Source organism: Cyanobium sp. LEGE 06113 (assembly GCF_015207615.1).
Genome location: NZ_JADEWM010000005.1, coordinates 229,663 through 256,105, shown reverse-complemented (window position 1 = coordinate 256,105; position 26,443 = coordinate 229,663). Strand labels below are relative to the sequence as shown.

The 26,443-nt window shown below is 70.9% G+C and carries 27 protein-coding genes and 2 pseudogenes; 12 read left to right on the top strand and 17 right to left on the bottom strand.

The window, feature by feature from the left end:
- The first annotated feature begins 1 nt into the window (after position 1).
- Positions 2 to 631 carry an RdgB/HAM1 family non-canonical purine NTP pyrophosphatase gene (gene rdgB, locus IQ220_RS10675; RefSeq protein WP_193914889.1) on the top strand — a complete coding sequence of 210 codons (630 nt, stop codon included), beginning with the start codon at positions 2 to 4 and terminating at the stop codon, positions 629 to 631.
- On the opposite strand, the gene IQ220_RS10670 is transcribed toward rdgB, so the two are convergent.
- The 12 genes from IQ220_RS10670 to IQ220_RS10615 all read right to left on the bottom strand — a co-directional run bounded on the left by IQ220_RS10670 (position 628) and on the right by IQ220_RS10615 (position 10,615).
- Complete coding sequence (locus IQ220_RS10670) at positions 628 to 2,178, bottom strand: carotenoid oxygenase family protein (protein WP_193914887.1); 1,551 nt, start codon at positions 2,176 to 2,178, stop codon at positions 628 to 630. The two genes, rdgB and IQ220_RS10670, sit on opposite strands and share 4 nt — an antisense overlap.
- Positions 2,175 to 3,923 carry an ABC transporter ATP-binding protein gene (locus IQ220_RS10665; RefSeq protein ID WP_193914885.1) on the bottom strand — a complete coding sequence of 583 codons (1,749 nt, stop codon included), beginning with the start codon at positions 3,921 to 3,923 and terminating at the stop codon, positions 2,175 to 2,177. Before IQ220_RS10665 ends, IQ220_RS10670 begins: the two co-directional genes overlap by 4 nt.
- Positions 3,920 to 5,056 carry a lipid-A-disaccharide synthase gene (gene lpxB, locus IQ220_RS10660; protein WP_193914883.1) on the bottom strand — a complete coding sequence of 379 codons (1,137 nt, stop codon included), beginning with the start codon at positions 5,054 to 5,056 and terminating at the stop codon, positions 3,920 to 3,922. Before lpxB ends, IQ220_RS10665 begins: the two co-directional genes overlap by 4 nt.
- Complete coding sequence (gene lpxK, locus IQ220_RS10655; RefSeq protein WP_193914881.1) at positions 5,047 to 6,138, bottom strand: tetraacyldisaccharide 4'-kinase; 1,092 nt, start codon at positions 6,136 to 6,138, stop codon at positions 5,047 to 5,049. Before lpxK ends, lpxB begins: the two co-directional genes overlap by 10 nt.
- Positions 6,138 to 7,478: a glycosyltransferase N-terminal domain-containing protein gene (locus IQ220_RS10650; RefSeq protein WP_193914878.1), complete on the bottom strand. Its 1,341-nt coding sequence runs from the start codon at positions 7,476 to 7,478 to the stop codon at positions 6,138 to 6,140. Before IQ220_RS10650 ends, lpxK begins: the two co-directional genes overlap by 1 nt.
- A complete protein-coding gene (locus IQ220_RS10645; RefSeq protein WP_193914876.1) occupies positions 7,468 to 8,139 on the bottom strand; it encodes a lysophospholipid acyltransferase family protein in 672 nt (223 codons plus the stop codon). Before IQ220_RS10645 ends, IQ220_RS10650 begins: the two co-directional genes overlap by 11 nt.
- 135 nt (positions 8,140 to 8,274) lie before the next feature.
- Positions 8,275 to 8,475: a photosystem II reaction center protein J gene (locus IQ220_RS10640; protein WP_186697417.1), complete on the bottom strand. Its 201-nt coding sequence runs from the start codon at positions 8,473 to 8,475 to the stop codon at positions 8,275 to 8,277.
- 15 nt (positions 8,476 to 8,490) lie between these two features.
- Positions 8,491 to 8,610: a photosystem II reaction center protein L gene (locus IQ220_RS10635; RefSeq protein WP_186697418.1), complete on the bottom strand. Its 120-nt coding sequence runs from the start codon at positions 8,608 to 8,610 to the stop codon at positions 8,491 to 8,493.
- A gap of 11 nt (positions 8,611 to 8,621) precedes the next feature.
- A complete protein-coding gene (gene psbF / locus IQ220_RS10630) occupies positions 8,622 to 8,759 on the bottom strand; it encodes a cytochrome b559 subunit beta (protein WP_006909199.1) in 138 nt (45 codons plus the stop codon).
- Between the two features lie 6 nt (positions 8,760 to 8,765).
- Positions 8,766 to 9,014: a cytochrome b559 subunit alpha gene (gene psbE, locus IQ220_RS10625; protein WP_186697419.1), complete on the bottom strand. Its 249-nt coding sequence runs from the start codon at positions 9,012 to 9,014 to the stop codon at positions 8,766 to 8,768.
- 120 nt (positions 9,015 to 9,134) lie between these two features.
- The gene (locus IQ220_RS10620; protein WP_228009108.1) at positions 9,135 to 10,163 is read right to left on the bottom strand and encodes a photosynthesis system II assembly factor Ycf48; all 1,029 of its coding nucleotides are present in this window, start codon (positions 10,161 to 10,163) and stop codon (positions 9,135 to 9,137) included.
- Positions 10,164 to 10,174: 11 nt separating this feature from the next.
- Positions 10,175 to 10,615 (bottom strand): rubredoxin, encoded by a 441-nt coding sequence (locus IQ220_RS10615; protein WP_370566426.1) that lies wholly within the window; start codon positions 10,613 to 10,615, stop codon positions 10,175 to 10,177.
- A gap of 103 nt (positions 10,616 to 10,718) precedes the next feature.
- Here IQ220_RS10615 and ndhC point away from each other — a divergent pair, with 103 nt between their 5' ends.
- The 3 genes and pseudogenes from ndhC (at position 10,719) to IQ220_RS10600 (ending at position 12,418) form a co-directional block, all read left to right on the top strand.
- Positions 10,719 to 11,081: a photosynthetic/respiratory NAD(P)H-quinone oxidoreductase subunit C gene (gene ndhC, locus IQ220_RS10610; protein WP_186697425.1), complete on the top strand. Its 363-nt coding sequence runs from the start codon at positions 10,719 to 10,721 to the stop codon at positions 11,079 to 11,081.
- Between the two features lie 8 nt (positions 11,082 to 11,089).
- Positions 11,090 to 11,868, top strand: a pseudogene (gene nuoB, locus IQ220_RS10605) (NADH-quinone oxidoreductase subunit NuoB).
- Complete coding sequence (locus tag IQ220_RS10600; RefSeq protein WP_186697435.1) at positions 11,861 to 12,418, top strand: NAD(P)H-quinone oxidoreductase subunit J; 558 nt, start codon at positions 11,861 to 11,863, stop codon at positions 12,416 to 12,418. The pseudogene nuoB and the gene IQ220_RS10600 overlap by 8 nt, the downstream one beginning before the upstream one ends.
- On the opposite strand, the gene IQ220_RS10595 is transcribed toward IQ220_RS10600, so the two are convergent.
- The gene (locus IQ220_RS10595; RefSeq protein WP_193815506.1) at positions 12,412 to 13,227 is read right to left on the bottom strand and encodes a sulfotransferase family protein; all 816 of its coding nucleotides are present in this window, start codon (positions 13,225 to 13,227) and stop codon (positions 12,412 to 12,414) included. The two genes, IQ220_RS10600 and IQ220_RS10595, sit on opposite strands and share 7 nt — an antisense overlap.
- A gap of 22 nt (positions 13,228 to 13,249) precedes the next feature.
- Positions 13,250 to 14,619, bottom strand: a pseudogene (yvcK, locus tag IQ220_RS10590) (uridine diphosphate-N-acetylglucosamine-binding protein YvcK).
- Between the two features lie 209 nt (positions 14,620 to 14,828).
- Here yvcK and IQ220_RS10585 point away from each other — a divergent pair.
- Both IQ220_RS10585 and IQ220_RS10580 read left to right on the top strand, forming a co-directional pair.
- On the top strand, positions 14,829 to 15,575 hold the full coding sequence (locus tag IQ220_RS10585) for an ABC transporter ATP-binding protein (RefSeq protein WP_193914964.1): 747 nt from the start codon (positions 14,829 to 14,831) through the stop codon (positions 15,573 to 15,575).
- Positions 15,576 to 15,578: 3 nt separating this feature from the next.
- On the top strand, positions 15,579 to 16,604 hold the full coding sequence (locus IQ220_RS10580) for an MlaD family protein (protein WP_193914870.1): 1,026 nt from the start codon (positions 15,579 to 15,581) through the stop codon (positions 16,602 to 16,604).
- On the opposite strand, the gene bchD is transcribed toward IQ220_RS10580, so the two are convergent.
- Positions 16,591 to 18,717 carry a magnesium chelatase ATPase subunit D gene (gene bchD / locus IQ220_RS10575; RefSeq protein WP_193914868.1) on the bottom strand — a complete coding sequence of 709 codons (2,127 nt, stop codon included), beginning with the start codon at positions 18,715 to 18,717 and terminating at the stop codon, positions 16,591 to 16,593. The two genes, IQ220_RS10580 and bchD, sit on opposite strands and share 14 nt — an antisense overlap.
- Positions 18,718 to 18,826: 109 nt before the next feature.
- Here bchD and IQ220_RS10570 point away from each other — a divergent pair, with 109 nt between their 5' ends.
- Genes IQ220_RS10570 through IQ220_RS10550 form a run of 5 tightly spaced genes read left to right on the top strand, consistent with a single transcriptional unit; the run spans position 18,827 to position 23,840 of the window.
- Positions 18,827 to 19,336, top strand: coding sequence for a DUF1993 family protein (locus IQ220_RS10570; RefSeq protein WP_186697443.1), 510 nt, complete (start codon positions 18,827 to 18,829; stop codon positions 19,334 to 19,336).
- Positions 19,337 to 19,347: 11 nt separating this feature from the next.
- Positions 19,348 to 19,971 (top strand): 2-amino-4-hydroxy-6-hydroxymethyldihydropteridine diphosphokinase, encoded by a 624-nt coding sequence (folK, locus tag IQ220_RS10565; protein WP_193914866.1) that lies wholly within the window; start codon positions 19,348 to 19,350, stop codon positions 19,969 to 19,971.
- A gap of 29 nt (positions 19,972 to 20,000) precedes the next feature.
- The gene (locus tag IQ220_RS10560; protein WP_193914864.1) at positions 20,001 to 21,719 is read left to right on the top strand and encodes a DUF6798 domain-containing protein; all 1,719 of its coding nucleotides are present in this window, start codon (positions 20,001 to 20,003) and stop codon (positions 21,717 to 21,719) included.
- A gap of 55 nt (positions 21,720 to 21,774) precedes the next feature.
- The gene (locus IQ220_RS10555) at positions 21,775 to 22,335 is read left to right on the top strand and encodes an NUDIX hydrolase (RefSeq protein ID WP_193914962.1); all 561 of its coding nucleotides are present in this window, start codon (positions 21,775 to 21,777) and stop codon (positions 22,333 to 22,335) included.
- A complete protein-coding gene (locus IQ220_RS10550; RefSeq protein WP_193914862.1) occupies positions 22,335 to 23,840 on the top strand; it encodes an FAD-binding domain-containing protein in 1,506 nt (501 codons plus the stop codon). Before IQ220_RS10555 ends, IQ220_RS10550 begins: the two co-directional genes overlap by 1 nt.
- Positions 23,841 to 23,965: 125 nt before the next feature.
- Here the strand turns inward: IQ220_RS10550 and IQ220_RS10545 are convergent, their stop codons facing one another.
- Entirely contained in the window at positions 23,966 to 25,219 is a 1,254-nt protein-coding gene (locus IQ220_RS10545) for a DegT/DnrJ/EryC1/StrS aminotransferase family protein (protein ID WP_186697449.1), read from the bottom strand.
- 33 nt (positions 25,220 to 25,252) lie between these two features.
- On the bottom strand, positions 25,253 to 25,873 hold the full coding sequence (locus IQ220_RS10540) for a thioredoxin family protein (protein ID WP_193914861.1): 621 nt from the start codon (positions 25,871 to 25,873) through the stop codon (positions 25,253 to 25,255).
- Between the two features lie 18 nt (positions 25,874 to 25,891).
- Here IQ220_RS10540 and IQ220_RS10535 point away from each other — a divergent pair, with 18 nt between their 5' ends.
- Complete coding sequence (locus tag IQ220_RS10535; RefSeq protein ID WP_193914859.1) at positions 25,892 to 26,440, top strand: hypothetical protein; 549 nt, start codon at positions 25,892 to 25,894, stop codon at positions 26,438 to 26,440.
- Positions 26,441 to 26,443 lie beyond the last annotated feature (3 nt).

Sequence of the window (26,443 nt, the reverse complement as noted above, 5' to 3'; positions counted from 1 at the left end):
CATGGAAACCACGAACAGCAAACCCGGCGTGCTGGTGATCGCCAGCGGCAACGCCGGCAAAGTGCGCGAATTCAGCCGGCTGCTGGCGGGGCTGGGCCTGGAGGTGAGGCCACAGCCCGCAGGCCTGGAGGTGGAGGAAACGGGCAGCAGCTTCGCCGAGAACGCGGCCATCAAGGCCACCGCCGTGGCCCGCCTGACGGGCTGCTGGGCCCTGGCCGACGACTCCGGCCTCTGCGTGGCGGCCCTCGGCGGTGCCCCGGGAGTGCAGTCAGCCCGCTACGCCGCCACCGATGCCGCCCGCATCGCCCGGCTGCTGGACGAACTGGCCGCCGTCGGTGGCAGCTCCAGCGCCGCCAAGGCCGAGCAGCGCAGCGCTCAGTTCAGCGCCGCCCTGGCCGTGGCCGACCCCCAAGGCAGAGTGCGGCTGGCGGTGGAGGGTCACTGCCCGGGCGTGATTCTGGAGGCGCCCCGGGGCACGGGGGGCTTTGGGTACGACCCGGTGTTCCACGTGCCCGAGGCCGGCCAGACCTTCGCCGAGATGGACAGCGCCACCAAGGCCCGCCTGGGCCATCGGGGCCGCGCCTTCGCGGCCCTCGAACCCCAGCTGCGCCAGCTGTTCGCCAGCCCTTAGGCCGCCACCCAGCTGCCGTGCAGGCCATGGGGGATGGCCAGCGGCAGCTCCAGCACCGCCTGCTCGGAGAGATCGTGGGCGTTGAGGATCACCAGATCACTGGCGCAGCGGGCGCCGTTCCACACCACGCAGAGCAGCCAGCCGTCGTCTTCAGGGCCGCTGGCGGCTTCCGAGCCCGTGACGGCGCGGGGCACCATCACGGGCTCGCTCACGAAGCTCCGCGCCCCGGCGCACCACACGCGCCGCTCGCCGCTGCTGAGATCCAGCTTCTCGATCGCTTGCAAGGGCGCATTGCCGCGCTCCTGCTCGGTCACGGCCATCCAGGCGAAACGGGCCTCGCGGCCCTGGCGGGCCGGATGCACGGTGGCGAATTCGCAGCAGCGCTGCTCCAGCCAGTCGGAGCTCACGGCCCCGGCAGGATCAGTGGCGGCTCGCTCCAGGTCGATGCGGCAGCGCTTCAGCTGCCCCTCGGGAATGGCCTCGAAGTCCACCGAGCGGAAGTCGTCGCCGGGGCCGATCGAGGGGAAGTCGGCGTAGAAGATCGAATCGAGCACCAGCTCGCCCGTGGCTTCATCCTCGAAGGCATTGAGGTGGTGGAACACAAAGCCCTCGGGGGCTGGCACCTCAAGGGGCTTGGCATGGCGCTCCGCCGCGGCGCTGCCGGGTCGGGGCACCAGAAAGAAGCGGCCGATCTCGCCGGGCTTGGAGGCCAGGCACTGGGCTGCCCCCTTCTGGCCGAGCACGTAGGGCAGGGGGTTGAAGGCCATGGCGTTCTGCAGGAACACGGCCCAGTTGGGGGTGATGGCGAAGTCGTGCAGGAAGGCGAAGCCCGCCATCGTGTCGTGGCGCTCCGCCAGCAGCTGGCCCGCCTGCACGCCGGCGGCAGGGTCGTCGGCCGTGGCGAACTCCATCAGCCGGATCGTGCTGCGCGGCCCGCTCTTGACACCGAAGGTCACCATCCGCGGCGCCCCCCGGTGACCGGGATCAAAGCGGGGGTGGGCGCTGAAGGCCTCACCCGGCTTGAGCACCCCATCGAGGCGGCTGAGGCCCCGGGTTTCCAGGCTGTTGGGATCGAGGGCATGGGGTTCCGCCGCCTCCCAGAGGGCCAGCAGCTGGTCGCCGAGGCGCACCACGTGGGTGTTGGCGATGTTCTTGAGCCGCAGGTCGAAGGCGTTGGCCAGAGCCCCCCCCGGTTTCTGGGTGCCGAACACGCCGCGGTACACGAAACGGCCGGCGCTCTCCTCGGCCTGCCAGCCCTCCGTGCGCACGAAGCGGTTGCTGAGCCGGGCCTCGCCGCCCTCAAAGCGCAGGGCCGTGATCATGCCGTCGCCATCGAAGGGGTGGTGCACCCACTGCCCGCCCCGCTCCAGCCGGCCCGGGCCGTTGCGGTAGAGGCTGCCGCAGAGCTCGGCCGGGATGGTGCCCCGGCTCGCCGTGACGGCCACATCGGCGAGCTCGGTGCCCACGTTGCGGAAGGAGCTGGCCCAGTCGGCCCGCTGCCAGGTGGCGCCGGAGGGGGCCGGGGAACGGCTGGGGGCGATGGTCATCGGGACGACACCACGGAAGGGTTTGCGAATTGTGTCGAAAATAAGGCGGCATACCGGCCGCCGCGAGCCATCAGCTCCCGGTGGGTGCCGGATTCCACCATCGCGCCGGCCTCGATCACGCAGATCCGGTCGGCGTTCACCACCGTGGAGAGCCGGTGGGCCACCACCAGGGTGGTGCGGTTGCTCATCAGGCGATCCAGGGCCTCCTGCACGACCTGCTCCGAGGCGGAATCCAGGGCGGAAGTGGCCTCGTCGAGCAACAGGATCGGGGCGTTCTTGATCAGGGCCCGGGCGATGGCGATGCGCTGCCGCTGGCCGCCTGAGAGCAGGGTGCCGTTCTCGCCGATCAGGGTGTCATAGCCCTGGGGCAGCTGGGCGATGAAGCCATGGGCGTTGGCGGCCCGGGCCGCGGCCTCGACGGCCGCGCGGGAGGCGGCGGCATGGCCATAGGCGATGTTGTTCGCCACCGTGTCGTTGAACAGGAAGGTGTTCTGATCCACCACCGAGATCAGACTCCGCAACGAGGCCAGGGAGAGCTCGCGGATGTCGATGCCGTCAATGCTGATCCGGCCGGCGTCCGGGTCGTAGAAGCGGCAGAAGAGGTCGATGATCGTGCTCTTGCCGCCGCCGCTGGGGCCCACCAGGGCCACGGTGCTGCCCACGGGGATCCTCAGCTCCAACTGGCGGATCACGGGGTCGGTGCCGTAGCCGAAGCTCACGGCCTCAGCCCGCAGCTCCCGGGCCACCCCCTGCAACTGCCGCGGCACCGGAGCCTCCACCGGATCCACTGGGGTGTCGAGGATGGCGAAGAGATCCTGGGCCGCCGACACCCCCTGCTGCAGCACTGCATTGGCCCGTGCCAGCCCCTTGAACGGCGCGTAGCAGAGATAGAGGGAGGTGAGAAAGGCGAAGAAGCTGCCGGTGGTGCGGCTGCCACTGATCACCGCCTCGCCGCCGTACACCAGCACCGCGCTGAACCCCACCGCCCCCAGCAGCTCCATCAGGGGCTGGTTGGCGAGCTTGGCCCTGGTGGTGCGCAGGGCCGCCTTGAGCACGGCGGTGTTCTCCTCGTGGAAGCGTTTCAGCTCATAGGCCTCCATGCCGAAGACCTTCACCACCCGGGAGCCCACCAGCGACTCCTGCAGGTAGCTGGCCAGCCGCGCCAGGCTTGACTGGCCGCGGCTGGAGTGGCGCCGCACCTTCTTCGAGGAGCGCAGCACCGGCAGGATCGCCACTGGAAAGAGAATGAAGGCGATCAGGGCCAGCAGCCAGTCCTGGTAGAAGGCCACCAGCACCAGGGCCAGCAGGGTGAGCGCATCCTTGAAGATCGAGGAGAAACCGTCCACGATGCCGGTCTTGACCAGCGTCACATCACTGAGCAGACGCGAGATCAGGGTGCTGGAGGGATGGCGGTCGATGTACGACTGCGGCAGCACCATCACCTTGGCGGCCAGATCGGAGCGCAGATCCGCCGTGATCGACTGGCTCACCGTCTCGGTGAGGTAGGCCCCCAGGTACTGGCAGACGGCCCGCAGCACGATCACCCCCAGGATCACGGCCGGAGCGCTGTAGAGCCGGCCCCGATCACTGCTGGGCAGCACGTCGTCGAAGAGGTGGCGGATCACCAGCGGCACGAAGCCCGTGGAGGCCCCATAGCCGAGGTTGAACAGCAGGGCCAGCAGAAAGGTGGGCCACAGATAGGGCTTCCCGTAGGCCAGGAAGCGCCGGTACACAGGCCTGCTCATCGCACAAGATCCACCAGTTCGTCGGCCGCCCGGGCCGAGGCGCCCGGCGGCCCCATCTTGCTGCGGAGCTCCTCCACGGCCTGGCGCACCCCGGCGGGATCGGCCAGCAGCTGGCGCAGCTCCCGCACCAGGTTGGCCGGCGTCACGGCCCGCTGCACCAGCTCCGGGAAGGCGACCCGGCCCAGAATCACATTCGGCAGACCGATCACCCGATGGCGGGTGGCCAGCCTTGCCAACAGATAGGTGAGCCGCGAGAAGCGGTAGACGATCACGTGGGGACAACCCAGCAGGGCGGCCTGCAGGGTGGCGGTGCCGGAGCTGACCAGGGCGCCATCGGCGGCGTGCAGCAGGTTGTTGGTGTCCTCGCCGGAGCAGCAGCGGGGCAGGGGGGTCTCCCCGGCCACCTGCTCGAGAAAGGCCTGGTCCACCGTGGGGGCCCGCAGCAGGCCCACCTGCCAGCCCTCCCGGCGGAACACGGCGGCGGCGGCGAGCAGGGCCGGCAGCAGCAGCCGAATCTCGGCGCGGCGGCTGCCCGGCAACAGCAGCAACAGCCGCTGATCGGGCCGGAAGCCATGGCGCCGCAGGGTGGCCTCCCGGCTGGAGGTCACCGCCAGCCCATCCATCAGGGGATGGCCCACGTAGCGGGCGAAGGCCCGGCCGTGGGCATTGAACAGCGGCGCCTCGAAGGGAAAGATCACCGCCAGACGATCGATGTAGCCGGCCATCCGGCGCGCCCGGCCCTGGCCCCAGGCCCACACCTGCGGAGCGATGTAGAAGAACACCGGGATGCCGCGCCGGTGGGCCTCCTGGGCCACCAGGAGATTGAAGCCTGGGTAGTCGATCAGGGCCACGGCCGCCGGGCGGTGGCGGTCCATCTGGCGCTTGAGCAGCCGCATCACCCGGTAGTGGCGGCCGAGGCTGCCCAGGATCTCCACCACCCCGGCAGCGGAGAGATGGCGCACATCGGCCAGCTGCAGCAGGCCGGCGGCCCGCATCCGCTCGCCCCCCACGCCCAGGAGTTCGGCCTCGGGCAGGCGAGAGCGCAGCTGCCGCAGCAGGGCGCCGCCGTGCAGGTCGCCCGAGGCCTCACCCGCCACCACCAGCAGCCGCAATGGGGCCGGGCTCAGCTCCATGCCAGCCGCAACCGCTCCTGCACCAGGTCGGCCAGGGCCTTGAGCGCCTCTGGATCCAGCACCAGGGGCACGGCCGCCACCACGCTGCGGGAATGGGGGGGCAGGCGATGCCAGTCCTTCACGGTGGTCACCAGCGTGGCTCCTCCCCGGGCCTGGGCCATGGCCAGCAGCCGCTCCAGATCGGCCTGAGCATAGGGGTGGTGGTCGGGGAAGGCCTGGCTCCCCACCAGCTGCAGCCCCGCCTGGCGCAGCGCCGCAAAGAACTTGCCCGGCAAGCCGATGCCGCAGAAGGCCAACAGCGGCCGTCCCCGCAGGCTGGGGGCCGGCTGCAGGCTGGCGGGCACCCGCAACCAGGGTTTGGCGGCGGGCCAGCCCAGCTGTTCGGGCTCGACGCGCCCCCCCAGATCGGGCAGGCCCTGGCTGGAGTCGCCGCCGGCCGGGGGAGCAGCGCCGCTGCCGGTGAGTACCAGCAGGTCGGCACGCCCCAGCTGGGAGGCCGGCTCGCGCAGGGGGCCGGCAGGGAACAGCAGCCCATTGCCGAGGCCATGGCGCTCATCGAGCACGGTCACGTCGCAGTCGCGGGCCAGGGACCAGTGCTGCAGGCCGTCATCCAGCAGCAGCAGCTCGGCCCCCTCGGCCACCGCCTGGCGGGCCGCGGAGCGGCGGTCGGAGCCCACCCACACCGGCACGCCGGGCAGACTGCCCATCAGCTCGAGGGCCTCATCCCCCACCTGCCGCAGGGGGGCACGGCGCCCCGCCTCCGGCGCCAGCGGCTCCCGGCCGCGGCCGCCCTCCAGGCGGATCGGCGAGCGGCGACCGCTGCCGTAGCCGCGGGTGAGCACGGCCAGGCGCACCCCCCGCCTGCCCAGCTCCCGGGCCAGGCCGATCACCAGGGGGGTCTTGCCGGTGCCCCCCAGCGTGATGTTGCCGATCGACACCACCGGCACCGCTGGGCGCAGGGGTCGCACCCAGCCCCGGTGCAGCCCGCTGGCGAGGGCATAGAGCACGGCCAGGGGACGCAGCAGCCGTGCCCTCAGGGAGGGACCGCGCTGGTAGAGGAACGCAGGCGGCCGGATCAGCATCAGCGCGCCTCCCGGGCCAGGTGGGCGTCGGCCAGCCCGGCGTCGGTGAGATCAGCAGTGCCCAGCTCAGCGATCAGGCGCTTGGCGATGCGGCGCGAGGGACCCTCCAGACGCAAGGGGGGTGGCGCCGGCGCCCCCCGGCTCAGCAGCTCCACCACCCGAGCCCAGAGCAGCTCGTCGGTGGGGCAGGCATGGAGCCAACCGGCGGCCTGCAGCTCCTCGCTGAGGCCAGCGAAGTTGGCCATGTCCGGCCCACACACCACGGGTTTGCCGGCGCGGATGGCCTCCAGGGGATTGTGGCCCCCTATCCGGTGTCGCACCGCAGCCAGGCTGCCGCCCATCACCACCAGATCCGACGCCGCAATCCAGCTGCCCATCGCTCCCAGGACATCCACCACCAGCACGTCGAGATCAGCATGGTCAGCCGGGCCCCTGGCGGCCAGCTCCCTCCAGAGAATGGCCACAAGGCCCTGCCGCCGGGCCAGCTCGAGCACGGCGGCAGCCCGCGGCGGGTGCCGCGGCACCAGCACCAGGGTGAGCGGGCCCAGCTGCTGCTGCAGCCGCTGGCGGGCCTGGAGCAGCAGCTCCTCCTCCCCGGCATGGCTGCTGGCCAGGAGCAGCACCGGCCCCCGGCGCCGCAGCGGTTGCAGCCGGGCCAGGATCGCCTCGTCCGCGGTGAGGGGATCGGCGTCTCGCTTGGTGGAGCCCACCACCTCCACCTGGGTGGCGCCCAGCCGACGCAGGCGGGCGGCATCGGGCTCCGACTGGGCCCAGCAGAGGCGGGCACGGCCATAGAGCCAGGCGGCGTAGGCCGGCAGGCGGCGGTGGCGGCGGTAGGAGCGCTCGCTCATGCGGGCATTGACCAGGTGCAGCCGCGGCATGGCCAGCACCAGCTCCGGCCACAGCTCAGCCTCCGCCAGCAACCCCAGCTGGGGCCGCCAGTGGCGGCGGAACAGGGCCAGGGCCAGCCAGTGGTCCACCGGCGCCAGCTGATGGATCACCCCCTCCGGCAGCAGCCGCAGGGCCAGCTGGGCGGAGCTGCGGCTCACTGAGGTGACCAGCAGCGCCGGTGGCTCCAGGCCCGATTCGGCAGCGGCTGCGCCCAGCTCCCGCAGCAGGGGCAACAGTGCCGTGAGCTCGCCGACGCTGGCGCCGTGCATCCAGATCAGGGGGCCGGGGGGGCGCTGATGGCCCGCCCAGCCCAGCCGCTCCGGCAACCGGCGCAACTCCTCCTTGCCCTGCAGCAACCGCAGCAGCAGCAGCAGCAGGATCCCGGGGGTGAGCAGGGTCTGCAGCAGGCGCAGGCCCAGCAACGGCGGTATCACCGGCTCAGAGGGCACGGGAGGCCTGCTCCGAAGCGGCTTCCAGGGCCGCCTCCAGCTGTTCGGCCTGCAGGGCGAAGGCCTCGGCATCCTCCACCGGCGGCAACCACAGGGGCGCCCCCAGGCTGAGCACGGCCGAGCAGAAGGGGAAGGGCAGCAGGGTGCGGTCCCAGGAGCGCAACCGGCGCCCCCGGCGCACGGCCAGGCCCACCGGCACCACGGCACACCCCGACTGCTGGGCCAGGTGCACGACACCGGGCTTGACGCGCCGGGCAGGGCCCCTGGGGCCGTCCGGGGTGATGCAGATGGAGCGTCCCCGGCGCAGCAGCTGAATCAGTTGCAGATAGGCGCGCACACCCCCCCGGGTGGAGGAGCCGGCCACCAGCTCAACGCCGCGCATGCGGGCCGCCACCCCCACGATCTGGGCATCGCGATGGGCGCTGAGCAGCACCGCCACCGGGCGTCCACTGCTGATGCGCAGCATCGGCATGAAGAACACATGGCCATGCCAGAGCGCATAGATCACCGGCCGCCCCTGCGCGCCGATCAAACGGGCACTGAGCTGGTCGCGGCGCACCACGACGCGGGAGGTGAGCAGGATCAGCTGGCCGTAGGCGTTGAGCAGAGCACCCGCAAACCAGGCCAGGGCCCCGTGATTCAGGAGGGTGCGCTTCTTCACCGGAGAGCGGGGAACGGGCCGGAGGTCGAGGCTTCAGCCAAACCGTCTCCCACAGCAAACCCCGGTGGCAGCCAGGCTGTCCACCGGGGGAGAGGCATTGCTGGGGATGGCTTGGGCTGGGATTCGGGCCAGGATTCAGGCAGAGCCGACGCCGGTGTAGGAGCCGTAGAAGAACAGGCCCACCACGAAGATCACAGCCATGCCACCGGCGGTGGCCACCAGCCACAGGGGCAGAACGCCTGCTGTCCAGCGGGAGCGCCAGGCCACAGCCGGACGGCCGTCAGGCAGGCGATCCGGGATCCGGCCATCTGGGATGTTGGATTTCTTGCCGCTCATGGGGTGCCCTCCGGATCAGTTGAAGAAGTAGCTGGTGAACAGCACACCGGTGACGAAGACCAGCAGCAGCCCCAGGTAGAGGCTGGTGCGGTTGAGCTCAACCGGCAGGTTGTTGGGGTTCGGGTTGCGTTGCATGGCAGGAGACCTCAGCGACGGATGAACTGCATGGCCGCCAGGGCCCCCAGAAAGAACACCGTGGGAATACCCAGGGCGTGAACGGAGAGCCAGCGCACCGTGAAGATCGGATAGTTGCGCGGCGTGGTCGAGACGGGAGACTGGGTCATGGGGATTTATGGCAGACGCAGGTCAAGCTGGCTCTTGCCCTCATAGCGCTGGCTCACAACGGGAGCCTTGCTCTCCTGGGCCTGGAAATAGGCGTCGGGGCGAGGCGTGCCGAAGGCGTCATAGGCCAGGCCGGTGGACACGAACAGGAAGCCAGCAAGGAAGATCGCTGGCAAGGTGACCGCGTGGATCACCCAGTAGCGAATGCTGGTGATGATTTCGAAGAACGGGCGTTCCCCTGTAGAGCCGGCAGCCATAGCGACAAGCGTTCAGCTCGGCGATCCTAGGGGGAGGGTCTGGCCCTGCGGGAGCGGCCGTCCCCCTTGGTTACAGAAGTTGGCGAGCCTGAGAAACGCCGCTGGATCGCGGGCCGTCCCTCAGCCCACCCAGCGCAGCAGCGAGCCGCGCTCGCCCAGCACGAAGCCCTTGCTGCCGTCGCGGCTGAACACGATGCGGGTGAAGTTGGAGGGCTCCTGGGCCCCCACCGGGTCCTGCTGCCAGCTGCGGCCGTCGTCGCTGCTCACCAGCAGGGTGCCGCTGCCGCCGCCGGCCCAGATCCCACCACGGGGATCCCAGGCCATGTCGAGGTAGCCGTAGCCATTGGTGATCGGGATCACCGGCTTGCTCCACTGCTCGGGCTCGGCGGGATCGCTGCCGAAGCGGATCTGGGCACCGCGGGCCAGCATCCAGAGCGTGCCGTCAGGGCGGAAGCCGATGGTCTGCAGGCGCTGGCTGCTCACCCGCTGGTGCACCTGCCACACCTCCTGGCCGGGATTCCAGGTGGAGAAGAAATTGCCCAGGCTGCTGACGCTCACATAGCGGCCATCGGGGCTGCGGCGCAGCTCGCGCACGGCGCCGGCCGCATCCCCCACCCGGGCCTGCCAGCTGGCACCGCCATCGCTGGTGTCGTAGATGGCTCCCACGCTGGTGGCCAGTTCGGCCGTGTCCCGGCCGAGGGCCGTGACCAGGTAGGGCTCGCCGGGCAGCTTGGTGTCGAGGAACAGGCGGCTCCAGTTGCGGCCGGCATCGGAGCTGTGCAGTAGCAGGCCTGGCTGGCCCACGATCCAGCCCTCGTCGCCGCGGAAGTCGATGCTGATCAGGCGGAAGTTCTCCTCATCGGGCAGATCGAGGGCCCGCTCCTCCCAGCTGGCACCGCCGTCGCTGGTTTCCAGGATCAGCCGGTTGCTGCCCACCAGGAAGCCGTGGTCGGCGTCGGAGAAGGCCACGGCCAGCGGGTTGGCCGTGGTGTTGAGGGGTACGGACTCCCAGGGACTGTCGACCGTGCGGGCCAGGCCGGTGGTGACGCAGCCACCCAGCCCCAGGCTGATCCCCAGCACCAGCAGCAGGGAGCACAGCGAGGAGAGCAGGCGGGGGCGGAGCGGGGAGCTGGAGGAGGAGCGGTTCATCGGCGCGGGCATCAACGCAGGGAATAGAGGGAGAGGAAAAAGGCGAAGGCCAGGGCGAATCCCCCGAAGATCAGCACATTCTTCTGCCCCGGGGTGAGCCGATTGACCCCGAGGCCGAAGTTGAGGTTTTCCTCAAAGCCGCTGGGCTTGCTGCGCGGGCCGATGTCCATGAAGGCCCCCACCTTGCTGCGGCACACCGGGCAGCGAAAGGAAACGGGGTCGAGATCGGAAAACGGCGTCCCCGGGGCAATCGCCAGTTTCCTGACGCCCTCGGCCGGGTCATAGACGAAGCCGCAGCTGCGGCACTCGAAGCGGTGGCTGTCGGGATCGTCGACGGGCTCGCCGGGAACCGAGTCCGGTGCAGCCGGAACCGCCTGCGGAGCAGAAGCGGCCGGCTCAGCCGGCTGCTGGGCAGGGATCTCCTGCCCCTGCGGAGTGATCTCGTCGGTCACCGGAGTCGGGCTGGGGGACCTGACTCTAGGAACCATGCTGCAACCGAGGCCGTGGCTTTCCGGTTGCAGATGCCAGACTGCGCGCCACGTTGGGCTCGCCCCCATGTTCGTGCTCTCCGGCTACGACGCCTTCCTCGGCTTTCTGCTGATTTCGGCTGCCGTTCCCGTGCTCGCCCTCGTCGCCAACAAGCTGCTGTCGCCCACCAGCCGCGGCGGCGAACGGGAGATCACCTACGAATCCGGGATGGAGCCCATTGGCGGAGCCTGGATTCAGTTCAACATCCGCTACTACATGTTTGCGCTGGTCTTCGTGATCTTCGACGTGGAGACCGTGTTTCTGTATCCCTGGGCGGTGGCCTTCCACCGGCTGGGGCTCCTGGCCTTCATTGAAGCCCTGGTGTTCATTGCCATCCTGGTGGTGGCCCTGGCCTATGCCTGGCGCAAAGGCGCCCTCGAGTGGAGCTGACGGAACCCATGACCCTCACCCCCCAGACCAGCCCCAGCATCGACGCGCTGCGGGACGTGCGTGCCGCCAGTTGCGGCCCCGTGGGCAGCCCGGCTGTCACCTCGGATCTGTCGGAGAACGTGATTCTCACGACCCTCGATGACCTGCACAACTGGGCCCGTCTCAGCAGCCTCTGGCCCCTGCTCTACGGCACGGCCTGCTGCTTCATCGAGTTCGCGGCCCTGATCGGCTCCCGCTTCGACTTCGACCGCTTCGGCTGGTGCCCCGCTCCAGCCCGCGCCAGGCCGACCTGCTGATCGTGGCCGGCACGGTGACCATGAAGATGGGCCCGGCCCTGGTGCGCCTCTATGAGCAGATGCCTGAGCCGAAGTACGTGATCGCCATGGGGGCCTGCACGATCACCGGTGGCATGTTCTCGGCCGACTCCACCACCGCGGTGCGGGGCGTTGACAAGCTGATTCCCGTGGACCTCTACCTGCCCGGTTGCCCGCCGCGGCCCGAGGCCATCTTCGATGCGGTGATCAAGCTGCGCAAGAAGGTGGGCAATGAGGCGCTGGCTGAGCGCGGCAACCTGCGGCCCACCCACCGCTACTGCACCGTGGCCCACCAGATGACGCCCGTCGAGCCGATCGTCACCGGCGCCTATCTCGAGGCCGAAACCCAGCGCCAGGCCCTGGCCGCCGCAGCCGGCCTGCCGCTCGGCAGCCTCGAAGCCGAGGCAGCCAGCACGGAGCCCGTGCCCGCTGCTGAGAGCCCCCGCCCCACCGCCGAGTCAAGCGATGCCTGAGTCCGCCCCCAGCCCCGAAGCGCTCGCCTCCGTGGAGCCCGGGCCAGTGAGCCGGTGGCTGCAGAGCCAGGGCTTTGACCACACGGTGCTGCCCCCGGATCACCTCGGCGTGGAAGTGCTCGGCGTGGAGCCGGCCTTCCTGCCACTTCTGGCCACCGCCCTCAAGGCCGACGGCTTCGACTACCTGCAGTGCCAGGGCGGCTACGACGAGGGGCCAGGCGGCCGTCTGGTGAGCTTCTACCACCTGGTGAAGCTGGGTGTCCTCGCTGACAGCAGCGCCGGCCTGGCCAAGCTGCCCGCCGAGGTGCGGCCCCAGGAGGTGCGCCTCAAGGTGTTCCTGGCTCGCGACGGCGCCCTCACCATCCCCAGCCTCTACGGCCTGTTCCGCGGCGCCGACTGGCAGGAGCGCGAGACCTTCGACATGTACGGCATCCAGTTCGAAGGCCATCCCCATCCCAAACGGCTGCTGATGCCGGAGGACTGGAAGGGCTGGCCGCTCCGCAAGGACTACGTGCAGCCTGACTTCTACGAGATGCAGGACGCCTACTGAGCCGGCACGAAGTGGCGCGGCCGGCGCGGGCCGCCCTGCCGCACCTGCGCCACTGTCAGGTTCCCCTCCAGCAGCCAGGGGTAGAAGAAGCTGAAGTCGTCGGCGTAGCGCTGGCGCAGCAGCTGCACGAGCTGCGGTTGGGCCAGCAGTTGCTCGAGATCGGTGCTCTGGCCCTGGCGGCGGCTGTTCTTGTCCGGCAGCTGACGCATCAGGCCCGGCACGCCGGCGCGGCGGGCCCGCTGCACCAGGAAGGGCCAATGCAGCTCCAGGCTCTCGGCATAGGCCACCCAGGTGGGCAGGGGCTCCGCGTCAAGGCAGAGGATCTCCGCCTGGGGCAGCACGTGCACATCGAGAGCCGCCGAATCCGCTGCGCAGAGGCGCTCGATGAACTGGGGCAGCGCCATGCCCCGCTCCACGCCGATGGCCCGCAGCCGGGCCGTGCAGCTGGGGTTTTCGATCACCTTGTTGTTGTAGGCCGAGAGCAGGCGATCAAAGGGGTTGCGCACCACCGCGAAGCTGAAGCAGTGCGCCCGCAGCTGTCTGGCGGTGGCGCGGTCCACGGGGCGGGCGATGCTGCTCGGCAGCAGATCCCAGAACTGGTCCACCTGGGAGGAGAGGGATTGCCAGGAGCGATGGGGCTGCAGCGCCCGCAGCAACCGCTGGCCCAGGCCATGGCGGTTGCGCTGCAGCTCCGGTCGGATCAGTCGGGTGAGGGCCGCCTTGACGCTGCTGTTGGCCGCCTTGGGCACGCGCCCATAGAGCAGGTGGTGGCCGGGCAGGTGCAGAAAGTGGTGGTCAGAAGCCGCCATGGCCGGAGGCTACCTGGCTGGCTCAGGGATCCTGGCGCTGGGCCCTCGCCCGCCGCAGGTTGTTGCTGCGGTAGCTGCGATAGAACCGCATCACCGCCAGAGCCAGGCTGCGGGGGTCGTGGCGCAGCGTGGCGGTGGGCCGAGCCCCTGCAGGGGTGCCTGCATCACCTGATAGCCCTGGCGCTGCAGCTTGCGGGCTTCGCAGCGGACCGGTTCGGCCCCTTTCTGGCGGTAGCGATCCAGCAGCGGCGTGTCGGCCAGGTTCTCCTGGGCCAGCACGGCATTGAACAACCGTTGCTCGACACCGAGGCTGCCGAGCTGGGCCTCGATCGCGCGCAGGTGCCCCTCGACATCGAGGTGGTCGGTCTCGCCGGGCTGGGTCATCAGGTTGCAGATGTAGAGGCGGGGCGCCTTGCTGCGGGCGATCGCCGCCACCAGCTCCGGCACCAGCAGGTTGGGCAGCAGTGAGGTGTAGAGACTGCCAGGGCCGAGCACGATCAGGTCGGCATGGGCGATGGCCTCGATCGCCCGGGGCAGGGCCGGCGGGCGCTCGGGTGAGCAGCCCAGCCGCACGATCGGGCTGTGGGCATGGCCGATCGCCGATTCGCCCTCGATCCGCTCACCGCTCTCCAGCTCTGCCCAGAGGCGCACGTCGGCATTGGTGGCGGGCACCACCTGGCCCTGCACCGCCAGCACCCGGCTGCTGGCGGTGATCGCCGACTCGAGGCTGCCGGTGATCGCCGTGAGGGCCGAGAGAAAGAGGTTGCCGAAGCTGTGCCCCTCCAGCCCCACACCCGACTGGAAGCGGTACTGGAAGAGTCTGGTGAGCAGGGGCTCCTCCCGGGCCAGGGCGGCCAGGCAGTTGCGGATGTCACCCGGGGGCTGCACCCCCAGTTCGCGGCGCAGCACACCGCTGCTGCCGCCGTCATCGGCAACGGTGACGATGGCGGTGAGGTTGCTGCTGTAGCGCTTCAGGCCACTGAGCAGGGTGGAGAGGCCGGTGCCGCCGCCCACGGCCACAATGCTGGGACCGCGGTTGAGGCGGCCCTGGGCAGCGAGGGCATCCACCAGATGGGTGCCCCGATCCGGGGCGAGGGCCTGCTGGATGGCGCCGAAGCTGCGGCTCTGTCCCAGCCAGATCATGGCGGCGCCGATCGCCAGGACCAACGGCCCGGTGATCCCCCTCGGCAGCACGGTGGTGAGGTTCTTGAGCAGCCACTGGATGCCGGCGATGGTCCAGTAGATGGGCTGCAGATCGGCCCACACCGCGGCCCCCAACAGGGCGATCAACAGGCCCAGCCCCGAGGTGAGCACCCAGCGTTTCACCACCAGGCCGGGCTGGAGCCAGCGCACCGCGCGCCGCGAACGGCTGACCAGATCGCGCTGGCGCAGCTCCCCCCGGCCAACCCAGCTGGCCCGTGGTCTGAGCCGGCGGGGCCGCCGCGGCCTGGAAGCCGGCGCAGGGGAAGACGAGGGCGTGGGACTGTGCTCAAGGAGCCAATCCAGTGTAGATCGGGCTGCAGGCGCGAAGATGAGAGGTGATTGCGCTGCCGCCGCTGGACTCCCCAGCCCCACCCCTGGCCGAACTCCGCAACCTCAGCATGCGCTGGGGCAGCACCACCGTGCTGGATGGCGTGAACCTCAGCCTGCTGCCCGGCGAGCAGCTGGTGGTGGTGGGGCCCTCAGGGGCGGGCAAGTCGACGATCCTGCGGCTGCTCGCCGGCCTGCTGCTGCCCAGCAGTGGCAGCCTGCTGCTGCACGGCGAGCCCCAGACCTACCTGCGCATCGATCAGGAGAACCCGCCCGACGTGCGGCTGGTGTTCCAGAACCCGGCCCTGCTGGGCTCCCTCACGGTGCGCGAGAACGTGGGCTTCCTGCTCTATCGCTACGGCCGGCTCAAGGAGGGCAAGATCCGCCAGCGGGTGGCGGAAGCCCTGGAGGCCGTGGGGCTGAGTGGGATCGAGGAGCGGCTGCCGGGGGAACTGAGCGGCGGTATGCAGAAGCGGGTGAGCTTTGCCCGCGCCCTGATTCCGGCCCCCCAGCTGCTGGACTCGCCCCAGATGCCCCTGCTGCTGTTCGATGAACCCACGGCCGGGCTGGATCCGGTGGCCTGCACCCGCATCGAGGATCTGATCGTGCGCACCACAGCCGTGGCCCAGGCCAGCTCCGTGGTGGTGAGCCACGTGCACAGCACGATCGAGCGCACCGGCGGCCAGATCGTGATGCTCTACGACGGCATTTTTCGCTGGGCCGGCGATCTGGAGGCCTACCGCCACACCGACAATCCCTATGTGATGCAGTTCAGGAGCGGTAGCCTGCGCGGGCCCATCCAGCCTGCAGAGGCCTGAGCAATGCGCCGCTCTGTGCGTGAGGCGATCGTGGGATTCTCCCTGGTGGGAGCGATCGTTTCGGCGGTGGGCTTCTCGTTCTGGCTGCGGGGCCTCTCCCTCACCCGCCAGTTCTGGACGCTGAACGCCAGCTTCCAGCAGGCCTCGGGGCTCGCCGCACGCTCCCCGGTGGTGTACCGAGGGGTGATGGTGGGCAGCGTGCGCTCCGTGCGCGTCACCCCGGGGGCGGTGGAGGCCGACCTGGAGATCACCGATCCCAGCCTGAGACTCTCCCTGCCGGTCAGGGCTGAGGTGGTGCAGGGATCGCTGCTGGGCGGCGAGGCCCAGGTGGCCCTGATCAGCACCGGACCAGCCCCGAACGCCTCGGCGCCACCGCCCCGATCGCCCGACTGTCCTCGCGAGCAGATGCTCTGCGACGGCTCCTCGATCAAAGGCAGTGAGGCTGCCAGCCTGTCGACCGTGACCAACCTGATGCAGCAACTGCTGGAGCAGGGCGACCGGGAGCAGCTGATCCAGAAACTGGCCGGGGTGGCCATCAGCGTGGATCAGACCTCCAAGCAGGCCACCGCCTTCCTGAAGGATGGCCAGGTGCTGGTGGGTCAGGGCGAATCGCTGGTGAACAGCCTGGATCGATCGGTGCAGGATGCCCAGCCCACCATCGCCAACCTCAATGCCAGCTCAGCCCACCTGCGACGGCTGGTTGCCGCCCTGGACAATCCCAAGACCGTGGCCGAACTGCAGCGGACGGTGAGCAACGCTGAACAGCTCACAGCCCGCTGGGACGCCGTGGGCGGGGATGTGAACCAGCTCACCTCCGATCCCCGCTTTATGGATGGGCTGCGCAATGTGACCGTGGGCCTGGGCAAGTTCTTTGAGGAGCTCTACCCCGCCCAGACGGGGGCCGCCCGGGAACCTGCAGCGGATGCGGCCAGCGGCGGCGACAAAGCGCGGAACGGCCAAGCCACTCCGCGGCGCTCGATCGCGCCCGGCCAGGCTCCCGAGGCCTTCCCGATGCCTACACCGCGTTGATCGCCTCCATGGCGATGGCGGCGATGGCCTGATCGCTGGCCTTGGGCAGCTGCACGTATTTGCCGCCGGCAGCCTCGGCCAGCTCCTTGCCCATGCCGCTGCCGATGAACTTGCGCTCGGTGTCGATCACCAGCAGCTTGAGGCCGAGGGCGCGGTAGCGGCTGGCCACTTGCTTCACCTCCTCCTTGAGGTCCACTGGCTCCTCCCCCTCCAGCTCCGGTTGCCCCAGGGAGCGGCCCAGGGGCACGTTGCCGCGGCCATCGGTGATCGCCACCACCACCACCTGGCCCAGGTCGCCCGTGGCCAGGGCGTTGGCCCCCACCCGGGCCGCCTGGGAGAGGCCGTGGGCCAGGGGTGAGCCGCCGCCGCAGGCCATCGCTTCGAGCCGGCGGCGGGCAGCGGTGATCGAGCGGGTGGGCGGCAGCAGCACCTCGGCCTGCTCGCCGCGGAAGGGGATCAGGGCGACTTCGTCGCGGTTTTCGTAGGCCTCCGTGAGCAGCCGGATCACGGCGCCCTTGGCGCTCTGCATGCGGTTGAGGGCCATCGAGCCGCTGGCATCCACCAGGAAGATCACCAGGGCACCGGCCTTGCGCTGCAGCTGCTTGGCCCGCAGGTCGCCGTCCTCCACCACCACCTTGCGGTGGGGCTGGCGCTCGCGGCGGCTCTTCTGATAAGGGGCCGCAGCCCGCAGGGTGGCATCCACGGCGATGCGCTTCACCGGACCGCGGGGCAGCATCGGCTTCACGTAGCGGCCGCGGGAGTCGCTGAACACCACGGCCCGGCTGCCGCTGCCGCCGGAGCGGGCCTTGGCGGCACCGAAGAGCAGCAGCTCGGGATCGATCGCCACGGCCTCGGGATCGAGCATGAACTCCTCCGGCACCGAGGGGGGCGCCTGGTCCTCGGGGCTGTCGTCCTCCTGGTCGGGCTGCTCGGGATCAGTGTTGTCCTCGGGCTCCGGCTCGCTCTGGTCGGGTTCGGGCGGCTGCTCCGGCGGCTGCTCGCCCTGGGGCGGCGGTGGCGGCGGCGGCTCCAGGGGCTGGTCGGGATCAGGGGGCGGCAGCTGCAGGGCCCGCGGGGCGATCACCAGCCGCACGGCCACCTGCAGGTCGTCGGCCTCGACGCGATCGCGGCCACTGAGGGCGGCATGGGCCCGGGCGACGCGCACGGCGTAGAGCTCGGAGCGGTGGCCCTCCACACCGCCGCGCAGGGCCTCGGTCACCAGGTAGGCGATCTGCTCGCGGCTGATCTGCACATCGGGCAGCCACTGGCGGGCCAGCAGCAGCTGGGTGGCGAGGGCGTCGGTCTCCTCCTGCCAGCGGCCCCGGAAATCCTGGCCCGACTCGGCATGGTCGAGGGCGGAGCGGGTGATCGCCACCCGCTGCTCCAGCTCCAGTGCCTGGTTGGCACTGAGGCAGATGGCGAAGCGATCGAGCAGGTGGTCGCGCACCGCCCCCTCCTCGGGGTTGAAGGTGGCGATCAGCAGGCAGCGGCAGGGGTGGGCCAGGCTGAGGCCCTCACGCTCGATGCGGTTCTCGCCGCTGCCCACCGCCGCCAGCAGCAGGTTGGTGACGCCGTCATCGAGCAGGTTGAGCTCATCCACGTACACCACGCCGCGGTGGGCCTCGGCCAGCAGCCCCGGCTGGAACACCGCCTGGCCGCTGGCCAGGGAGGCGGCCACATCCACTGAGCCCAGCAGCCGGTCTTCGGTGATGCCCAGCGGCACCTGCACGAAGGGGGCGGGGATCACACGGGTGGGCAGCAGGGCCTGGGTGTCGCGGCCACTGGGGTCGGCGCCCAGCTGCTGCAGCCGCTCGCGCACGGCCTCGTTCCAGTCGTCGGGACGCTGGGGATCCACGTTGAGGGCCTGCACCGCCGCGCCGCCCAGATCGAGCACGTCGATGGGCGGCAGCAGGGCGTGCAGGCCCCGGGCCAGCACCGACTTGCCGGTGCCGCGGCCGCCGGCGATCACCACGCCGCCGAGGCCCGGATCCACGGCGGCCAGCAGCAGGGCGAGCTTGAGGGTGCCGTGGCCGGTGATCGCCGCCAGCGGGAAGGAGCGATCAGCACCCTGGCCGGCCGGAGCCGGAGACGCTGCTGAGCCGCTGACAACCATGGGGCGCGGGCCGGAGGGGGAGGGAAGTCAGTCTGGCCGATGGGCCTGCGGGAACTCGACAACGGCACAGCCCTTAGCCTCAGGATCTGCTCACCGGCCGGGCCGAATCATGTCCCTCTCCATGCATGCGGCCGCCGTGCCGCCCCTGCAGCGCACCCTCACCAACCTGGCGGCGGTGCTGGCCAAGGCGGAGGCGCACGCCGAGGCCGGCGGCATCGATCCGGCCGTGCTGCTGGCCAGCCGCCTCTACCCGGACATGTTCCCTCTGACCCGGCAGGTGCAGATCGCCGCCGACATCGCCCGCCGCGGGGTGGCCCGCCTCGCCGGCGTGGAGGCCGTCGCCGTGGCCGATGACGAGACCACCTTTGCGCAGTTGATCGAGCGCCTCGAGGCCGCCGTCAACGAGCTGGGCGGCTACGCCCCCAACCAGCTGGAGGACAGCGCCGAGCGGGAGGTGAGCGTGCCGATCGGCCGCGGGCAGAGCATCACCATGATCGGCTGGCCATTCCTCTCCGGCTTCGTGCTGCCCAACGTCTACTTCCACACCACCACCGCCTACGGGATCCTGCGCCACAACGGCGTGGTGCTGGGCAAGCGCGATTTCCTGGGGGAGCCCTGAACGCAGGCGGGGTGAATCCAGCCGCTGCCAGCACCGCGGCGCCCGGGCCTTCCACGGCCATCGCCCTGGGGGCCAACCTGGGCGACCCGCTGGCCACCCTCACGGCGGTACGGCCGCTGCTGAGCCAGGTGCTGCAGCACTGGGCCGGGGCGGATCCGGCGGTGGGCTCCTGGCGGCTGCGCTGGTCGCCGCTGTTCCGCACCGCTCCCGTGGGGGGGCCAGCCGGCCAGCCGCCCTATCTCAATGCGGTGCTGCTGGCCAGCGGCCCTGACGACGAAGGCGCGGCGGGGGCGCCGAGCGGGGGCGATCCGCTGCGGCTGTTGCTGGCCCTGCAGAGCCTGGAGGCGGCCTTCGGCCGGCAGCGGCTGCAGCCCTGGGGGCCGCGCAGCCTCGATCTCGATCTGCTCTGGTGCGGCGGCCATCGGCGCCAGAGCGCCGCCCTGTGGCTGCCCCATCCGCTCTACCTGGAGCGCACCTTCGTGCTGGCGCCGTTGGCGGCCCTGGCACCGGAGCTGGTGCCGCCAGATGCCGGGCGCCGGGTGGACGAGCTGCTGGCCGAGCTGCTCGCTGCTGGGCAAGATGACGGCAGCCCGCCACCGCAACGGCTGGCCCCCCAGGTGGGCTGGCCGGAGTGAGGCTGGCCCGGGTGCCACGGACGCGGGTGATGCGGAAGACGGCCAGGGCAACGACGGCCCTCTTCAATGGAGCAACCGTTCCCACTGCCCCGATCACCAGCTCCCATCCACCCAGCCGCTGGCGCAGCGCCCTGGCCATCGGCCTGGTGATCACGGCCCTGGCCCTGTTCGGCGGCAATCTGGGCGACAACGAGGCCGGCAAGCTGGCCCTGGCCCGACAGGCCATCGAACCCGGCTGGATCCCCACGGACTGGTACCTGAACAACAGCCAGGGCTACCAGTGGCTGTTCCAGCAGTTGAGCGGCCGGATTGTGATCCTGCTGGGCTTCGTGCCGGGCTCGCTGCTGGTGCGGCTGCTGGGCTACGGGGCCTGGGCCTGGGCCCTGGCGGGCCTCACCGTGCCGCTTGGGCTGACGCCGGCGCTGGCGGCCCTGGCGGCGGCTCTGTTCAGCCTGCAGCAGGGGGTGGTGGCTGCCGAGTGGATGGTGGGCAGCGCCGAGCCGAAAACCTTCGCCTACGCCGCCGTGCTGCTGGCCTACGCGGCCTGGCGTGAGCGGCGCTGGTGGCGCTGCGGGCTCTACAGCGGCCTGGCCTGCTCCTTCCACCTGCTGGTGGGGAGCTTCGCGGTGGCGTCGCTGGCGGGGATGGCGCTGGCCAGGCTGGTGCTGGAGACCAGAACCAGGCGCGAGCTGGGCTGGGCTGGACTGGGCCGCTGGAGCGCCGGGGCGGTGCTGATGGGGCTGCCGGCGGGCTTGGCCGTGGCCCAGAAGCTGCTGGCGCCCAGCGTCACAGCGACCCCTCACAGCAGCGCCTCCCTGCCCTCCGCGGGCTGGATCTACGTGGTGCTGCGCAATCCCCACCACCTGCTGCCGAGCGATTGGTCGGCGGGCGACTGGGCCCGCATCGCTCTGCTGCTGGGGCTGTTCGTGCTGACGGCCGTGGCGGCTGGCGGCTGGTGGCCAGGGCGGTGGCGCCCGCGTTGGCAGGGGCCATTGCAGCAACACGATCCGTGCCAGAGGGCCAGCCGTGACCTCGCTCTCTGGGTGGCGATGAGCTGGCCCCTGGCGCTGCTGGGGTTGCTGGCCAGCCGCCTCCCCGCCGCCCCGAAGCACGCCCTGCTCAGCCTCTACCCCTTCCGCCTGGCCGACACGCTGCTGATGCTGGGCCTGTGGCTGCTGCTGGCCGCCGTCCTGGTCAGAGCCGTGCGCCGCTGGGGGCCGGGCCGGAAAGCCCAGCGGCGGCTGCAGGCGGCACTGGTGGTAGTGGTTCTGCTGATCAGCCTGGGGGGCCTGGCCCGCGAGCTGCCCACGGCGGCGGCGGGCTGGCCGCGCCAGTTCGTGGCCAGCCCGGAGCAGGCGGAGCTGTACGCCTGGATCCGGGGCCACACCCCCAGGAGCGCTCTGGTGCTGGCACCACCTTCCGGCTTTGAGGACCTCTCCCTGCAGACGGGCCGGCCCGGCTTCGTGCAGTTCAAGCAGATCCCCACTTCCGCCCTGGCCCTTCAGACCTGGTTTGACCGCCTCACGGCCCTCGCCGGCGGCGATCGCGGGGTGTGGCAAGGCCCGGGCGGCTGGCAGGCCCGCGATCGGCTGCTGGCGGCCTACGGCGCCTTGCCGCCGGCCGCCCTGGGCCGCCTGGCCGACGACCAGGGCGCCAGCGTGCTGATCACCAGCTCCCAACACAGCGGGCCCGAAGGCTGGGCGCCGGCCTACCGCAACGGGCGCTGGACGGCCTGGCAACAACCCTGAGGGCTGCTGATCGCCCCCGAGCGCCATGCTGGGGACCAACCCCACCTCGCTTGCCATGGCGCCCCTGCCCGCTCCCGAGCCCGCGCGCCATCTCGACACCATCGCCACCCTGCAGGCCCGCAAGCTGCGCTTTGAGGTGAACCGGGTGGCGCTGCCCATGGGCCTTGAGGCCAGCTTCGGCGTGATTCGCCACCCGGGAGCCTCCCTGGCGGTGCCGGTGCTCGACGACGGCCGCCTGGTGCTGCTGCGCCAGTACCGCTTCGCGGTGGCTACCAGGCTGCTGGAGTTCCCCGCCGGCACCCTGGATCCGGGCGAAACGCCCCTGAGCACGATGCGCCGGGAGCTGCAGGAGGAGGCGGGCTATGCCGCCGAACGCTGGGATCCGCTCGGCACCCTGCTGCCCTGCCCCGGCTATTCCGATGAGGTGATCCACCTCTTCCTGGCCCGCCAGCTCACGGCCCTCACCGATCAGCCTGCCGGCGACGACGACGAAGACCTGGAGGTGCTGCTGCTGCAGCCCGAGGAGCTGGAGGCGGCCCTGGCCAGCGGCGATGAATACCTCGATGGCAAGAGCGTGAGCGCCTGGCTGCGGGCCAAGCAGCTGCTGGGGCTCTGATGGCGGCGGCGGGAGCTGGCTCTGAGCGCTGGCTGTTCTGGCACCGCCGCGACCTGCGCCTGGCCGACAACCTCGGCCTGGCCGCCGCGGCGCGGGCCACCCCGGCCGTCACAGGCGTGTTCGTGCTGGATCCAGGCCTGCTGGAGGCGCCGGACCTGGCCCCCGCCAGGCTGTGGTTCCTGGCCGAGAGCCTCAGGGAGCTGGAGCAGCGCTGGCGCCAGGCCGGCAGCCGGCTGCTGGTGCTGCGGGGCGAGCCGGCGCTGGTGCTGCCGGCCCTGGCCCGGCAGCTGGGCGCGGCGGTGGTGGCCTGGAACAAGGATGTGGAGCCCTACGGCCGCGAGCGCGACCGACGGGTGGCGGCGGCCCTGCAGAACCAGGGTCAGCGGCTGCTGGTGGACTGGGACCAAGTGCTGATCCCGCCGGAGGCGCTGCGCACCGGCCAGGGTGATCCCTACCGGGTGTATGGCCCCTTCTGGCGCAACTGGCGCGCTCAGGTGGCAGCCCGCTCCGGCCAGGGGCACGCCAGCAGCGGCGGCCTGGAGCCCGTGGAAGCGCCCAGCGCTCTGCTCGATCTGGCTCCGTCCCAGCTGGCAGCGCTGCTGGAGGGCGCCAACGAAGCGTTGGCGCTCGTGCGCCCCGATCCCCACACCGGGCTCCATCTGCCCCACAGCTTCACGGGCAGCGATCTCTGCCCCTGCCGCCCCGGCGAAGCCGCCGCCCTCGAGCAGCTGCAGGCCTTCTGCGATGGCGGGCCGCTGCTGGGCTACGAGCCGGGCCGCAACCTGCCCGGTGAGGCCGGCACCTCCGGGCTGAGCGCGGCGCTGAAGTTCGGCACGCTCAGCCCGCGCCAGGCCTGGGCCGCCGCCCAGCAGGCTCGCGAGCTGGCCCGCAGCAGCGAGGCCGAGCAATCGATCACAGTGTGGGAACAGGAGCTGGCCTGGCGCGAGTTCTATCAGCAGGCCCTGTTCCATTTCCCGGAGCTGGCCGATGGGCCCTACCGGGCCCAGTGGCAGCGCTTCCCCTGGGAGAACGATGCAGGCCGGTTCCAGGCCTGGTGCGAAGGCCTCACCGGCGTGCCGATCGTGGATGCGGCGATGCGGCAGCTCAACGCCAGCGGCTGGATGCACAACCGCTGCCGCATGATCGTGGCCTCCTTCCTGGTGAAGGATCTGATCTGCGACTGGCGGATGGGCGAACGCCAGTTCATGCGCCATCTGGTGGATGGCGACCTGGCCGCCAACAACGGCGGCTGGCAGTGGAGCGCCAGCAGCGGCATGGACCCCAAACCGCTGCGTATCTTCAACCCCTTCACCCAGGCCGCCAAGTTCGACCCGGAGGCCCACTACATCCGCACCTGGCTGCCGGAGCTGCGCCATGTGGCCACGGCCGATCTGATCAGCGGTGCCATCGCACCTCTGGAGCGGCGCGGCTACCCGGAAACGATCGTGAACCACAAAGAACAGCAGGCCAGGTTCAAGGGGCTGGTTGCGGCACTGGGGCGCTAATTGTTAACCGAGGGCTGCCCCAAAGAAGATGGGCAAGCTCTATGCAGCGCTCGCCCTACGAGGCTTGGTAGACGACAAGCGCCTCGGCTTGCTAATCGTTGAACACGGCACCTGCAGATTTGGGTTCAGACCGCGCAGCTGGCCCGATCCGGCAGGCTGCTGGGCGCGGCAGCGTCGCCGGGGCGCGCCAGCAGCTGGCCCAGGGCCTCTACCACCCGTTGCTGCTGGGCCTGGGAGAGCTCCGGGAAGATCGGCAGGCTCAGCACCTCGGCGCAGAGCCGCTCGGTGACCGGCAGGCTGCCGGGCCCATAGCCCAGGGCGGCATAGGCCGGCTGGCGGTGAATGGGAATCGGGTAGTAGATGATCGTGCTCACGCCCGCCTCCTGAAGCTGCTGCTTGAGCCAGTCGCGGCAGCGGCCCTGCGGCAGGCCGAACGCGTCCGTGTTGGCAGCGGGGTCGCAGGGCGCCTCTCCGCGGGCGCCACAGGCCGGGGCGCCGATCGGGCAGGCCGGCACCCGCAGCACGAACTGGTTCCAGCTGTGGCCCTCAGGCCCGGCCGCCGGCAGGGCCACCCCGGGCAGCCCCGCCAGCTGGCTGAGGTAGCGGGAAGCGATGGCCCGGCGGCTCTCCAGCCAGCGGCTCAGGTGGGGCAGCTTCACGGCCAGCACCGCCGCCTGCAGGGCATCGAGGCGGCTGTTGTAGCCGAGATCGGTGTGCAGGTAGCGGCGCGGCATGCCGTGCACCGCCAGCTCCCGCACCCGCTGGGCCAGCGCCCCATCGCGGCACACCACGGCGCCGCCATCGCCGGCGGCGCCAAGGTTCTTGGTGGGAAAGAAGCTGAAGCAGCCCGCATCGCCCCAGCTGCCCACCGGCCGGTTGGCCCAGCGGGCGCCGGTGGCCTGGGCGCAGTCTTCCACCACCTTGAGGCCATGGCGCGCAGCGATGGCGCCAATGCGCTCCATGTCCACCGGCCGGCCGAACAGATGCACGGGCAGCAAGGCCCTCGTGGCCGGCGTGATCGCTGCCTCGATCAGGTCCAGATCGATCAGGTAGCTGGCGGGGTCCACGTCCACGAACACCGGGGTGGCCCCCACGGCACTGATCGCCTCGGCGGTGGCGAAGAAGCTGAAGGAGGCGGTGATCACCTCATCGCCGGGGCCGATGCCGAGGCCGCGCAGGGCGAGCACCAGGGAGTCGGTGCCGCTGTTGCAGCCCACCGCGTGGGGCACGCTGCAGGCCTCGGCAAAGGCGGCCTCAAAGGCGGCGATGGTGGGGCCGCCGATGTACTGGCCGCTACGCAGCACGGTCAACACGGCGTCATCGAGGGCACCACCCAGCTCCTGGATCTGCTCACCGAGGCTGAAGGGTGGCACCTGCATGCGGCTCACCATAAACGCAATGAGCGGCAGGGATCAGCGGGCCCATTCCGGTTCTGAACCTGGATGCCACTTGATGTTGCAGCCGATGGCGGGGCGCTGCTCCCCTGCCGGAGTGCCTCCAGCCTCAAGGGCCGCGAGGGCAGCGCGCAGATCTTTGCCATCAGCGGGCCGGCCCTGGCCGGGGCGGCTGTCATCGAGCTGGCCGCGATACACCAGCCGCAGAGCGCCGTCGGCGGCCGGGGCGAAGAGGTAGGGATCGGGGGTGCAGGCGGCCCGGAAGGCCCGGGCGATCTCCTGGTGGCCATCCAGCAGGTAGGGGAAGGTCCAGCCGTGGCGAGCCGCCTGGGCCCTGAGACCCTCGGCGCCGTCCTGGGGGTGGGTCTGCAGGCTGTTGCTCGAGATCGCCAGGATCCGCAGCCGCGGCGGTGGGCCGGCCACATCCGCCTGCAGGCGGCTGAGCTCCTGTTCCACGTGCTTCACGAAGGGGCAGTGTTCACACAGAAACAACACCAACACGGGCCCCCTGGCCAGGCCATCGAGGTCGAGCGGTTCGCCACTCACCTGCTGGGCAGCACCAGTGGCCAGTTGGGCGCTGATCACTCCGAACGGCAGGGGCGTGCCCAACGGCAGCATGGTGGACGGCGTCAGCGCCATGGGCCTGTTCCTTCATCGATGCCTGCCCTCACGCTAAAGACCTCTTCCCTGCAGGCCAGCGCGGCTCTGGCGGGGTTGCTGCTCAGCGCCGGCTGCGTGCCGGCCCACCGCCAGGCCAGCTGGGCGATCTTCCCCCTGCAGCGCAGCGTGCCCCACGACGGCCTGGCGGTGGTGAGCCAGCCCGATGGCTACGGCCTGCACATCTGGATCGACACCGACACCCGCGAGAGCGGCATCTGCCAGCCCCGCTGGACGCCCGACCCGGCGCGGCTGTTCAACGGCAACGGCACGGCTCCGTTCAGTTCGGGGCTGGCCAGCCGCCAGGAGTTCTTCGATGCCGTGGCCCGCAGCGATGTGCGCCGGGCCCTGCGCCAGCAGAGTGAGGCCCTCTGTCAGGAGGCCGATCCCAAGCGCAGCTTCCGCTGGCTGGAGCCGCCCCTGACACCCGAACAGGTGCAGGTGGAGGCCTTCCCGCTGCTGGAGGAGCCGGATCTGCTCAGCGATCCCGCCGCCGTGCTCGAGCAGGAGGAGGCCTTTCTCAAGGAGGCCACGGAACCCGGGGATTGAGCC